The sequence below is a fragment of the Butyricimonas sp. DFI.6.44 genome (assembly GCF_022132345.1).
Lineage (GTDB): Bacteria > Bacteroidota > Bacteroidia > Bacteroidales > Marinifilaceae > Butyricimonas > Butyricimonas muris.
On record NZ_JAKNJD010000001.1, the window covers coordinates 649,022 to 662,120 of the forward strand.

General features: G+C 45.9%; 9 protein-coding genes. 2 read left to right on the forward strand and 7 right to left on the reverse strand.

The genetic code is table 11. The features are described 5' to 3' along the window. Nucleotides 1–71: 71 nt before the first annotated feature. Complete coding sequence (gene proS / locus L0M98_RS02770; RefSeq protein ID WP_227214873.1) at nucleotides 72–1,547, reverse strand: proline--tRNA ligase; 1,476 nt, start codon at nucleotides 1,545–1,547, stop codon at nucleotides 72–74. A gap of 256 nt (nucleotides 1,548–1,803) precedes the next feature. On the opposite strand from proS, the gene L0M98_RS02775 reads away from it, so the two are divergent. Both L0M98_RS02775 and L0M98_RS02780 read left to right on the forward strand, forming a co-directional pair. Beyond that, complete coding sequence (locus L0M98_RS02775; RefSeq protein WP_227214875.1) at nucleotides 1,804–2,988, forward strand: hypothetical protein; 1,185 nt, start codon at nucleotides 1,804–1,806, stop codon at nucleotides 2,986–2,988. 23 nt (nucleotides 2,989–3,011) lie between these two features. Further along, nucleotides 3,012–4,514 carry an OmpP1/FadL family transporter gene (locus L0M98_RS02780; RefSeq protein ID WP_227214877.1) on the forward strand — a complete coding sequence of 501 codons (1,503 nt, stop codon included), beginning with the start codon at nucleotides 3,012–3,014 and terminating at the stop codon, nucleotides 4,512–4,514. A gap of 71 nt (nucleotides 4,515–4,585) precedes the next feature. Here the strand turns inward: L0M98_RS02780 and L0M98_RS02785 are convergent, their stop codons facing one another. From L0M98_RS02785 to nfo, 6 genes are all read right to left on the reverse strand, one after another. Then, entirely contained in the window at nucleotides 4,586–5,197 is a 612-nt protein-coding gene (locus tag L0M98_RS02785) for a porin family protein (RefSeq protein ID WP_099292716.1), read from the reverse strand. 90 nt (nucleotides 5,198–5,287) lie between these two features. After that, a complete protein-coding gene (locus L0M98_RS02790) occupies nucleotides 5,288–6,877 on the reverse strand; it encodes a S41 family peptidase (RefSeq protein ID WP_227214878.1) in 1,590 nt (529 codons plus the stop codon). Between the two features lie 95 nt (nucleotides 6,878–6,972). Continuing rightward, nucleotides 6,973–7,461, reverse strand: a complete 489-nt coding sequence (locus tag L0M98_RS02795; protein WP_227214880.1) for a metallophosphoesterase family protein — start codon at nucleotides 7,459–7,461, stop codon at nucleotides 6,973–6,975. 297 nt (nucleotides 7,462–7,758) lie between these two features. Further along, nucleotides 7,759–10,833, reverse strand: a complete 3,075-nt coding sequence (locus tag L0M98_RS02800; RefSeq protein WP_227214882.1) for an AAA family ATPase — start codon at nucleotides 10,831–10,833, stop codon at nucleotides 7,759–7,761. 89 nt (nucleotides 10,834–10,922) lie between these two features. Beyond that, on the reverse strand, nucleotides 10,923–12,140 hold the full coding sequence (locus L0M98_RS02805) for a metallophosphoesterase family protein (protein WP_227214884.1): 1,218 nt from the start codon (nucleotides 12,138–12,140) through the stop codon (nucleotides 10,923–10,925). Continuing rightward, complete coding sequence (gene nfo / locus L0M98_RS02810) at nucleotides 12,137–12,982, reverse strand: deoxyribonuclease IV (RefSeq protein ID WP_227214888.1); 846 nt, start codon at nucleotides 12,980–12,982, stop codon at nucleotides 12,137–12,139. Before nfo ends, L0M98_RS02805 begins: the two co-directional genes overlap by 4 nt. Between the last annotated feature and the right edge of the window lie 117 nt (nucleotides 12,983–13,099).

The following is a 13,099-nucleotide window of genomic DNA, read 5'->3' on the forward strand; positions in this document are numbered from 1 at the left end:
TAAGTTTTAAATTATCCAATTTCGACTCAGACTGCCATTGCAATCTAAAATCTACAATTTAAAATTTAAAATTAATAAGCTCTCGCTATCAACACCCTCCTGTGCGACGGCTTCCCTGTCACCATGCACTTACCTTCTTCCTCGGGAGCATCAAACGGGATACAACGAATCGTGGCTTTCGTCTCGTTCTTGATCTTCTCCTCCGTTTCCGGGGTTCCGTCCCAATGACACAAGAAGAACCCGCCTTTCGTGTCAATCAACGTTTTGAACTCCTCGTAAGAATCCACTTTCGTGATCCAATTGTTACGCCGATCCAGTGCCAATTTGTATATATTCTCCTGAATCTCGTCCAATAACTTCTCGATGTGTAATTCAATACCTTCCAAGGGTAACGTTTCCTTGGTCAAAGTATCGCGACGTGCCACTTCAATCGTTCCGTTTTCCAGATCACGCTCTCCCATGGCCAAACGCACGGGAACACCTTTCAACTCGTAGTCAGCAAATTTCCAACCCGGTTTCTGCGTGTCCCGATCATCGAACTTAACCGTGATTCCTGCTTTCTTCAGTTTCTCGATTAAACCGCTAACCGTTTGACGGATTTTCTCCAATCCCTCCATGCTCTTGTAAATCGGAACTATCGCCACTTGAAGCGGAGCCAGTTTCGGCGGCAACACCAAACCGTTATCATCGGAATGAGCCATAATCAACGCTCCCATCAAACGGGTAGAAACTCCCCAAGATGTGGCCCACACGTACTCTTGTTTCCCCTCTTTCGTGGTAAATTGCACGTCAAAAGCCTTGGCAAAATTCTGTCCCAAGAAATGAGAAGTACCCGATTGCAGAGCCTTCCCGTCCTGCATCATGGCCTCGATCGTCAGTGTATCCAAAGCCCCGGCGAAACGCTCCGTTTCACTCTTGTGTCCCATGATAACGGGCATTGCCATCCATTTCTCGGCAAACTCGGCATACACGCGTACCATCTTATGAGCCTCCTCGACAGCTTCTTCTTTCGTGGCGTGAGCCGTGTGACCTTCTTGCCACAAGAACTCGGCAGTACGCAGGAACATACGCGTACGCATCTCCCAGCGCATCACGTTAGCCCATTGGTTACACAAGATCGGAAGATCCCGGTACGACTGAATCCAATTCTTGTAAGTATTCCAGATAATCGTCTCGGAAGTCGGACGAATAATATATTCTTCTTCCAACTTGGCAGCCGGGTCAACAACTACCCCGCCCCCGTTGGGATCATTTTTCAATCGATAATGAGTTACAACCGCACACTCCTTGGCAAATCCCTCCACGTGGTCAGCTTCCTTGGAAAAGAAAGATTTGGGAATCAACAACGGGAAATAAGCATTGCTATGCCCGGTGTCTTTAAACATCTGGTCCAACTGACGTTGAATCTTCTCCCATATGGCATAACCGTAAGGTTTTATCACCATACATCCTCTTACTGCTGAATTCTCTGCTAATCCGGCTTTCACGACCAGATCATTGTACCATTGTGAATAATTCTCTTCTCTTGAAGTTAAAAACTTAGCCATCTCATTATTTTTTGATAAAACAAGCGCAAATTTACAATAAAAACTAGGATTTCCGATTTTTATTTTCTATTTTTATCATGATAATAGGCATTTTGCCTTTTATTCGTGCAAAATGCAACCGACAGATTGACAAGTTTATGACTTGTTAGCATGAAAGTAGGAGAAATAAACATAGCGTGGTACGCAATTTGTTATATTATAGAATAAACCAAGACACTCAAAAATTGTCATACAAGAAAGAAATAAATTTACAGCCATGAAGATAGCGTTATACATTTCAGCATTAGCAGTCATTTTCGGTGCCTGCTCTTCCTCGCAAAATTTCACACGAGCGCAGGAAGACGATATCTACTATGTTCCCGGGCAACGTTCTCTTTTCGCGCAGGAAATCAAGAAGAAAACGGGCGTGGACATCGTAGCGGACAAGAACTCATCTTCCAAAGAGAATACAGCAAACGATAAAGTCTATCCTAAAGAACAAGACAACAGCGTGAATCCTAAATCTCACGCCATAGGAATGGCACGTTACGCTACTGAAAAACAAGTACAGAAAGAAGAAGAAAGAACGGGACAACCCGTGACAAGAATTGAAGTTTCGGAAGGCGACGGGTATTGGCTCGGGGGCTTCAGAGGCTCCGATAACGACTTGGAAGAATGCGTGCGCATCATGAACCGTTACCCGGAAGGCTTTGCTTATTTCGGCAACGGGTATGAAATCGCCCAAAACCTGTCATTCAGCTCCGACTGGAACGTTTTCACGTTAAACGGTCGTTACTGGTGGTTCCCCAGCAACTCGAATATTTCATTATATAACGAAATGATCTTCGGTAATTACCCGAAATACATTTGGACAGTAGCATGGAACGATCCCCGTTTCGACAGTTTCGCGTGGAGCAACCGCGTGGCATTCGGTTGGGATCGTTGGGGATGGAGAGGTTCTTTCGGATGGGGTAACTCGTGGGGATGGGATCCTTATTGGAATAACTACGGGTATTATCACGGATATTACGACCCTTGGGGTTGGAATTCATGGGGCCCAAATTACGGTTACTACCCGGGATGGGGTTATCCGCACTGGGGACATCGCCCGGGATGGGGACACCACGGACCGAACTGGGGACATCATCGTCCGGGTTGGGGTGGTGCAGTGGAAAGACCAACGGCTTCAATAACCCGTTATGCTCCTAAAAAACAGTACACGACAAATCGTAACGCCCGGTCGTACAGCACGTACTCCCGCTCTTCGAGAAGTTCCGGCACAACCAGAAGCAGTAGCTTCGACCGCGGTAATTCAGGCTCAACCTACAATCCGTCATATAGTTCCGGAAGTTATTCCAGAGGCAATAGCAGCGGCGGATCATATGGTAGCAGTTCCAGTTCCCGCTCAAGCGGTGGCGGTAGCGGACCAGTTGAACGTACAAACACGGGCAGCAGAAGATAATGTCTAAATTAATACTTTTGGATATGAAAATATTATATATACTCCCGGTTCTATTCCTCTTCACATTATCAGCTTCAGCACAAAACGAGGAAGATGCGCTTAGATTCTCCAGAATAGTCCCATTCGGTTCCGCAAGGGTTACTGCAATGGGTGGAGCTTTCACAGCACTGGGTGGTGATTTAACAACTTTATCAATGAATCCCGCCGGTATAGGGGTGTTCCGTAAATCCGAGTTTAGCTTTACTCCGATGATGGATTTCGCCCATGCCAAAACAAAAGGAATTGATAACGAAAAAAACATGTTTATCATGAGTAATGCCGGATTGGTATTATCCTTTAGTCCTAATAATAGAATATTAAAGAATTTCAATGTCGGTTTCAACTACTCGACCTTGAATAACTTCAACAGGAATATTTTCCAAGGATATTACGAAACAGACGGTAATTCATCCTTAGCAAACGTGTGGAAAGAAGAAGCAGACGGAAAATCGCCTCAACAGTTGAACGATTTCACTACAGGATTAGCTTATGACGCTTATATGCTTTATTTAAGCAAAGAAGCTATCGAAAACAAGGATTATAATTACGAGAATCCCATTCGGGAAACAGATCAACTGCAGCACTATAAATACACGAGGGAACGAGGATTCCAAGGTGAATATGCCATATCGCTCGGTGGTAATCTCAGTGATAAATTCTATTTCGGGGCAACACTCGGAATTCAATCCCTGCACTATAAATCATATTCAGTTTATACAGAAGAGATAATTGGAAAAGACATAACAAATAAACTGGAAAAATTCAGTATGTATCAAGATTTCACATCAAGCGGTACTGGATTAAATTTCAAAGCAGGATTTATATTCCGTCCGATTCCGGCTATTCGTATCGGTGCGGCAATTCACACTCCGACATACTATAATTTAGATGCATTTGCGCAAAATAATGTATCGGCTAAATTCTCTGAACTACCAGTAGAAGATGCAGAACCAAAGCCCGGCTTTGAATATGGATGGACTGCCTATACAGATTATTCATACAAGCTGAAAACCCCATGGCGGGTAATGGCAGGCGTAGCTATCGTTCTCGGGCAACGGGCAATCATTAGTGGTGATTACGAGTACGTGGACTACACGGCAGCAAAATTCACAAATGATGATGCAAAAAATGAATACTTAGAAACCAACAACGCAATCAAAGACATCTACAAAGCCACCCATAATTTTAGAGCAGGTGCCGAGTTTAGACTCAACAGTGTTTTCTGCCTCCGTGGCGGATACGCTCTTTCGGCTTCTCCTTATAAAAAGGGTGAAATGAATGAAGATAATGACATTCAAATATATTCAGGCGGTTTAGGGGTAAATCTCGGTTCATTCTATGCCGATGCCTCTTACATGCACAAGAAGTCTGACATCAACGGGTTGTTCTATTACTATGAAGCACCTTCCGGTGTAATCGAATCCCCGGAATTCAACACGAAATTCAAAAACAACGAATTCAGACTTACATTAGGTTTCCGGTTCTAAATAAAGAGTTGTAATATAATAAAAATGCCGTCGCAAAAATTGTGACGGCATTCTTTTCATATTGTCAGTTCCTAGAACTTCCATCCGGCAGATAACTGGAATACACGGTTTTGGTTATTACCGTAAGTTTTATCCTTTTCAACCACGTTAGTCAATCCCAAATTGTAACGAGCCGATAAAACCAATCCCATATCGAAATCATAGGATAATCCCATTCCGAAACTCAAATCTACCGTATTCAAATGTTTTATAGTGGATTTCGTTTCAGTTCCTCCATGCTTTGTTTTATGCTTTCCATTCAAGGCAAATCCCAATTGCGGACCAAGATCAACACTCAAACCTTCCCACACGTAGAACTTCGCCAAAACGGGAATATTCAAATAATTCACCCTCATCCAATATTTAGTACCTCCCTCTTTCCCTTTATCACCTTGCCGGGAATAGATCAACTCGGTTTGCAAACCAAATAAATCATTGAACTTGAATTCGGCAAAAGCTCCCACAAGGAAACTCAATTTACTTTTATTCGGGCCATCACTTATACCGGCCACGTTGAATCCGAATTTCGGACCGAAATAAAATTCCGTACCGGTTATACCTTCGACTTTGCTCTTGAACGCGGTCTGAGCATGAACACTTCCTAACGTGACCATAGCGATCACCACTAATAAAAACTTTTTCATTCCATCAAATTTTAGATTATTCAATTACAATAACTCACAATGTATTAACACTACGTAACAACTCTATCAAAAAACAGACCAAAACAATACTTATTTTATTGTATTATTATAAGTCCCATCCTGTAAAGTCTTTACAGCCGCGTTTAACACTTTGTTCTGCTCATTGGAAATCTTGTATAACTCTGTCATATTCCACAAATCCCGAGCAATCAAGGATTTCACGAATAATTTTATTTCCGGAATAACCGGAGTCAACAGTTTCTCGTCCTTTTTCACACCCTGTTTCTCCCCTTTCTGCACAATCTCGTTCACCATGGCGTCGGTCACTTGAAAATCCTTCTTGAACATCTCAAACTTCGGGTATTTTTTCTTCAAAGCATCCCGGTTCTTATCCACGTAATTCAAAGTAAATTCACCGATAACACCCTTCGCCAACAAACGATTGAAATAACTGTAATTCACGTTCGTATCAATCGGCACGAACACGTCGGGAATAATACCCCCCCCGCCATAAACCAAACGATGCTCCTTCTTCGTGTAGTATTTCGTGGAATCCGTCAATGCGATACTGTCGGCATTCAGCAACTCCCCGTTAGCGTAACGTTCATACAATTCTATCTGGTAATCTTTTCCCTTGTACGGTTTTTGGATACACCGTCCGGACGGTGTAAAATAATGGGATATCGTAAGACGAATAGCAGACTTATCAGCCAAAGGGTATTGACGTTGCACCAATCCTTTACCGAAAGAACGACGTCCGACGATTAACCCGCGGTCCCAGTCCTGCACGGCACCTGCCAAAATTTCACTGGCAGAAGCGGAGTTGCCGTCAAGAAGCACGACAACCCGACCATCTTGGAATAATCCAGCGGGAGTAGAAAACTCTTCAGCCCTGCCATAAGCGGGACTATCCGTGTACACAATCATCTTTCGCCCGTCCAACAAGTGATCGGCAAGACCGATAGCCGCCCCCATGTAACCACCGCCATTACCTTGCAAATCTATAATCAAATCTTTCATCCCTTCTGCCTGCAATTGCTTCACGGCCTTTTCAAACTCCTCGACAGTCGTGGCAGCAAAACGGGCAATCTTGATATACCCGATATTCTTGTCAATCATGTACGCGGCATCGACACTGTAAATCGGAATCATGTCCCGCACGATATTGAAATCAATCCATTCATTCCCTCTCTTCACCTTAACTTTCACCACGGTTCCTTTCTCCCCTTTCAAACGCTTCCTCACGTCCGTGTTACTGATACCGATTCCCGCTATATTCTCCCCGTCAACCTCCGTAATCCGATCACCGGCGAGCAACCCGACCTTTTCAGAAGGTCCTCCCGCGACCACGTCAACCACGGTTAAGGTATCATGAAGCACGTTAAACTGTATCCCTATACCGAAAAACCCTCCTTCCAAAGGTTCATTTGCCTCTTCCAATTCCTCCCGGGGTATATACACGGAATGGGGATCAAGGTCAGCCAACACTTTCACGATAGCATCCTCCGTAATCTTTTTCAAATTAACCGTATCCACGTAATATCCGGCTATCAATTGCATTAATTGTTGATACTTGATAGACTGTTCCCGCACGGCTTGCATATCCCGTTGCGCCGAAACACTTTGCCAACTCAAACAAGCGATTAACAGAGCAACCGCCGATAGTAAAACTCTTTTCATATAATATATATTTAGTATTCTCTCTTTTCTACGAGTAACATTTGCAAATGTAACACTCCGAAAGCATTAATTCTATTAACAGAGTCTTAAATTAATTATTTTTCCAACTCTATCAATTCCAAATTCTCAATCCGATCCCCGTTGATTTCAAAGCGTGCGGCTGTTCTCACGGTATGAAAACCGAATTTTCCCGCCGCACCGGGGTTTATATGCAAACAATCCAATAATTGATCGTATTTCACTTTCGCGATATGCGAATGACCGCAAACAAATAATTTAGGTCGTTCCCGTCGTAAAACATCCGCCGCCTTCTTGTCATAATGACCGGGATATCCCCCGATATGAGTCATCATCACCTTCACCCCCTCGCATTGGAAAACCTCCGTCCCCGGAAACATTCTACGCAACAATTCCCCATCAATATTCCCGTACACGGCACGCAACTTAAACCGTTTCGCTAAAGCATCCGCCACCGCCACATCCCCGATATCCCCACAATGCCACACTTCATCACACGCTTTAAAAAACTCCACAATCTTCGGGTCTAACCACCCGTGGGTATCTGATAATAAACCGACTTTCATATTTTTAAATTTATGATTTATGATTTATGATTTATGATTTATGATTTTAAACTTCCTCCCCCCTTCGGGGTATTGAGCCCGGAAACCGGTCTCGAACTGGCTCTCGTTCGACAGACAACGAGCAAGCTCTCTGTCTGTTCTCTCTTACTCGCCAGTTACCCTCTATAAACAGAGGGAGAGCTGAATTACTCACTGTCTTCGGTGAGAGTCACCAACTCCTCCTCTGTTTATAGAGGAGGTGGCAGCCAAAGGCTGACGGAGGAGTTCTTTTCATTTTCAATTTTCAATTCTCCATTTTCAATTGTCAATTGTCACAACGCTTCCCCGTTCCGTCGTGTTCTCCACGAACACGCATACCGGTAATTCCTGCTGCATCTCTTCCACGTGAGAAATCAGACCGACAACCCGATTCTCTTCCCGCAACGACTTGAGTGTTTCAAAAACGACACGCAAAGACTCTTTGTCAAGAGAACCGAATCCCTCGTCCAAGAAAAAGAAATTCTGGTCACTCCCCGTCAAATGCCGGATATTATCGGTCAACGCCAACGCTAACGAAAGAGAAGCTTGAAATATCTGTCCCCCGGAAAGCGTGCGGGCGCTACGGGTTCGTCCCTCGTTCATGTAATCCCGGATCACGAAATCATTATCCTCGTCCAACTCCAACTTCAAACGCTGGCGAGTCATCCGATAAAAACGCTCGTTCGCCGCGTTACACAAATTCTGCAAATAAATCGACGACACGAATTTCACGAAATCATTCCCGCGGAACAAACTTTTCAATACCTGCAAATTCCGAAGCCGAGCATCCAAAACATCCAACTCCTTCCCAATCTTCACCCGTGCCGCGGCACGGTTTTCCATATCTTTGACTTGATTTGCCAACGCGCCATGTTCCGCCAACACTTCCCTCTCCCGTAGCCGATACTCTTCCAGTTGACGCGCCAATGCCTCGTGCTCCTCCGCCCGGTACTCCACCCCGGCAAGCAACTTCTCCAATTCCAATTTCCTTACCTGCACGACGTGCAATTGTTGATTAAATTGATTTATCCTACTTCGACTGGCAGGTAAATCCAGTTTCTTGTCCAGCGTTCCACGCACCGCCGCTATATCTTCATAAACACTCTCCCTTAACAACGCATTCAATTTCTCTTCTCCACTCTTCTTTTCCTCTCGGAGCAACACGATTTCTTTCTCTTTTTCCTCCGCACCGCCTTCCCACTTTCGATACTCGTTCTCCATAAGCTGCAATCGCTCGGTAGCCTCCCGGTAATCTTTTCCCAGTTTTTCAAAAACAGCGAGGCACTTCTCTTTCTCCCCCTTCAAACTCTCCAGTCCGATTTCCATGTACACGGTTACATCAAAGCCTTTCAACTGTTCCCGCACCAATTCCATCTGCGTTTCACGCTGCACCACTTCCCGGTCAATCTCCTCCAACCGTTTGCTATATTTCTCCAAATGACCTCTCTTCACGTCCATCTCCGACTCCGTCTGCTTCACCTCCGCCTCCAACTGTTTCCGTTCATTCCCTAAAGACGCCGCCCTGTCGATCTCTTCCTTGAGATGTCGTGCGTCATCCGGGGCGAAACCCTCCCATACAAAACGGGACAAATGCTCCTGCAATTTATGTTGTATTTCTTCTTGCTTTATCTTCGCCTGTACCTGTCTGTTCAAATTCAAGCGCTTTCGTTCACCCGCGATGGCTAAAACGGAACTCCACCGGTTCAATTCCTCCCGCTCGCGTTCCAACGCCTTGATTCTCTCCGCGATCAAACGCATCACGCCCTCCATCTCCTCCGCGTGCAAAGGTGCGGGATGTGACAACGCACCACACAACGGGCAAGGTTCCCCCTCGCTCAATTCTTTGGCAAAATCGACTAAACGCTGACGAGTATTCAGATGCATCAATTCATCCCGACAACCCTTTAATTCCCGCTCTATCTGTTGGCTCCTTTTTTCAGATACTTCCAACAACTCTTCTGACGTATCGCTTTCCGCGTCAGCGAAGAAGGAATATTTTTGCTTATGGGACAGAACAACTTCCTTATCTTTCAACAGCTCATTTTCAACCTGCTTCAACTCCTCCCGCACCCGTGTTTCTTCTTCCCGCGCATGATGATACTGGCTATACCACTCCCGAATGTCAGACAATAACTTCATATCCGGGATAGACTGCACCAATTTCTCCAGTCTATCTTTCCGCTCCGCCAATTGACGTTTCAAAACCTCGACTTCCTCTCGTGTGGTAGCCACCATAGCCTCCCCTTTGGCATGCCGTTCCCGTAAATCCTTCTGTTCCACCGTCAAACTTCGCAAGCGAATCACCCCTTCCAACCGCTCTGCCCGCACTTTCAACTGATCCCGCTCCTCGTATCTCAACTTCAATTCATTATATTGTTCTTTAAAACAAGTCAACTCCTGTTGTTTGCCAACCAACCGTTCCCGATACTCGGACAAAGCTTTTTCAGATTCCGCCAAACGGCGGGAACTATCTTCCCAGCGATTGATCGGTTGTTGAAAATATTGCAAACAATACTCGTACTTCTCGACCTGTTTCAATAATTCGGCGATACTCTCTTTTTGTCCCAACAAACCTTTTTCCTCCTCTTCCCGAACACCCCGTTCCTCCACCAGCTGTTTCACTTTTTTCAATTGATTTTCCCGTTCCGTCCCCTCTTGCAACGCCTTTTTCAATCGTTCCGCATCTTCCCGCAATCCCACCAATCGTTTCTTGCTCTCTGCCAATGCATCCTCGCTAACCTCTCCCAATCCGGTCAACTGTCCTTTCAGATCAATCATTTTCTTGTTGGTTTCCCCCTCCAGATAAGCCACCTTACCGCCCAAATCATAACGGCGCAACTCCCCGAAAAGCTCCATCATCATCTCCGTGCGCTCCTTATCCCGAAGCATAAGAAAATCTTGAAACTTACCTTGAGGAATAATCACAACCCGCTTGAAATTTTGCGCGTTAAGCCCTATCGCCGCGATAACATCTTCCCGGGTACACGGCATCCATTCCCCGTCCTTCCGCGCGTGATATAAAAATTTCGGAACAGAGATATCGGTAAACCTTTTCTTGTTCCGCTTACTCTCGACCGTAGCTCTAAAATCCCGTCCCTGTTCGCCCGCCTTGAATTCAAAATCCACGAACAAGCGATCGGACTGAAGATTCATCAAATTATACTTCACCTCGTTGTTCAACCGATCGATCACCCCGTAAATCACGTAAATCATCGCCTCCAAAATCGTCGATTTCCCACTTCCCACCGGACCGAAAATACCGAACAACTTAGCCTCCGTCAGCCGATTGAATTCTATCGTCTGCGCTTCTCTATACGAATATATACCTTCTAATGTCAATCTAACCGGAACCATAATATAATTGAAAATTAAGAATTGAAAATTGAAAATGAGAACTCTTGATTTCGATTTGATAGCTTTTTATAATTTTCCATTTTCAACTTTCAATTTTCAATTGATAAAGTTTCTTTAAACAATGCCATAATCTCGTCATTCGGTTCCTGCCCTTTACGACGACGAAAATACTCGGCGAAAAGAGCGTTCACGTCAGAACGCAAATCATGTATCGACGCCACCCGTTCATCGGAAACCGACGCTTCTTTCACCTCCGGAATCAAACACACGATACCGTCATGCGCCTCGTGTATCGACTTCGTTTCAGCGGCAGTCAGGTAAGTATCGGTCGCCACCGTCAATTCCACCCACGCCCCGGGATGCCCCGCCAACCAAGCCACAGCCTGCTCCACCCCCTCGAAACGCACCCGCACCAACGGACGCCCGCTTGTCAAACGCCGCTTCTCGAAACGCACCTCTTGTCCCGGCTCCGCCTCCACGATCGTGACATATTTATTCTGCTCCGCCTCGCTAAAACTATATCCCAGAGGACTACCGCTGTACACCGCCGGACAAGGCACCGTGTCCACCACTTGCCAGCGATGCAAATGCCCCAACGCCGCATATTGTATCCCGTCGGGTATCAACGACGTGTACACCGCATCCGCCCCGCCGATATTAATCGGACGTTCATCCTCGGGTTCCTCCGGCATATCTCCCCCTTCCCGCGCCACGTAAAGATGCGCCACCAACAAATTCACTCCCGCGTTATCACAATACTTTGCGGCTAACGCCCCCCAATGCTCCCGAAGCACGGCACGCAAACCCTCCTCCTGCCCCTCGACTCCAAGAAATCGACACAAGCGTAGACTATTGGCATAAGGGGTATGCATCACCCGCAAAGGATACTCGTGTCCCGGCAACCGGAATTCGGAAATCCCCTCTTCCGACCGCGATAACTCAATCCCCCCGTCCGTCACCGTGGAATTAAAATGAACCTTCGGGCTACCCACGAAAAAGATTCCATGCTGACGAGCCAACACGTCGGGCGAATCCACCCGATCGGGCGAATCATGATTCCCCGCGATTGCCACCACCAACCGCTTGCCCCCGTTCGCCAAGCGATGCAACGCGCGATACAACAATTCTATCGCCTCCACCGACGGATTAAACGTATCGAACAAATCCCCGGCAACAACAACAACATCCACGTTCTCCTCTTCCGTGATTCGCACAATTTCATCCATTACTTCTACCTGCTCCTGTATCCTTTCCCGCTCGTTCAAGCGTTTTCCCAAATGCCAGTCCGAAGTATGTAATATTTTCATTTTACAAATCCTTTCAACATCTTGATTTCCTCCGGCCATAACGATTCATCCGGTGTTTCCAGAATCAAAGGAATCCCGTCAAACCGCCCGTCTTGCATAATCCATTTGAACGGCTCGATACCTAACGTTCCCTTACCCAAACTATCGTGACGATCGACACGGGAACCCAACTCTTTCTTGGCATCGTTCAAGTGCATTCCCCGCAAATATTTAAACCCGATCACGTTATCGAAATGCTCGAATGTTTCCGTGAAACCGGAAGAAGTTGCCAAATCATACCCCGCCGCGAACGAGTGACAAGTATCAATACAAACCCCGACACGGGTTTTATCTTCCACCTTATCGATTATATAGGCAATCTGCTCGAACTTGTAGCCCAAGTTAGAACCTTGTCCTGCCGTATTCTCGATCACGGCAGTAACCCCGCGCGTCCGTTCCAATGCCATATTAATCGACTCCGCTATCAATGTCAAGCAAGCCTCATCGCTAATCTCCTTCAACGTGCTTCCCGGGTGAAAATTCAACCTGTCCAAACCCAACTCCTCGCAACGCTTCATTTCATCGAAAAATGCCTCTCTGGACTTCTCCAAACTCGCGGCTTCCGGATGCCCGAGATTAATCAAGTAACTGTCGTGCGGCAATATCTGTTTAGCCGTGTAACCATACTGCTCGCAACGCTCCCGAAACAGCCTTATACTATCTGCCGACAGGGGGGCAGCCTTCCATTGTCTTTGATTTTTCGTGAACAGGGCAAAAGCCGTTGCCCCAATCTCGTGCGCGTTAACCGGTGCGTTTTCAACTCCTCCCGATGCACTCACGTGTGCTCCTATATACTTTTCCATATCTTCCATTTTAGTTTTACAAAACTACGATTTTAAAAGACAAAAGTTAAATTTCACGACAAAAAGTTCGTCCCTTCAAGAGCACCCTATCTCTTCCCGAGACAAACGAGTGAATGC

Bases quoted from the DNA above. Each gene is read 5' to 3' on its own strand.
- proS (WP_227214873.1), bottom strand. From the start codon at position 1,547: ATGGCTAAGTTTTTAACTTCAAGAGAAGAGAATTATTCACAATGGTAC.
- L0M98_RS02795 (WP_227214880.1), bottom strand. From the start codon at position 7,461: ATGAAAGTCGGTTTATTATCAGATACCCACGGGTGGTTAGACCCGAAG.
- nfo (WP_227214888.1), bottom strand. From the start codon at position 12,982: ATGGAAAAGTATATAGGAGCACACGTGAGTGCATCGGGAGGAGTTGAA.
- L0M98_RS02790 (WP_227214878.1), bottom strand. From the start codon at position 6,877: ATGAAAAGAGTTTTACTATCGGCGGTTGCTCTGTTAATCGCTTGTTTG.
- L0M98_RS02800 (WP_227214882.1), bottom strand. From the start codon at position 10,833: ATGGTTCCGGTTAGATTGACATTAGAAGGTATATATTCGTATAGAGAA.
- L0M98_RS02785 (WP_099292716.1), bottom strand. From the start codon at position 5,197: ATGAAAAAGTTTTTATTAGTGGTGATCGCTATGGTCACGTTAGGAAGT.
- L0M98_RS02805 (WP_227214884.1), bottom strand. From the start codon at position 12,140: ATGAAAATATTACATACTTCGGACTGGCATTTGGGAAAACGCTTGAAC.
- L0M98_RS02775 (WP_227214875.1), top strand. From the start codon at position 1,804: ATGAAGATAGCGTTATACATTTCAGCATTAGCAGTCATTTTCGGTGCC.
- L0M98_RS02780 (WP_227214877.1), top strand. From the start codon at position 3,012: ATGAAAATATTATATATACTCCCGGTTCTATTCCTCTTCACATTATCA.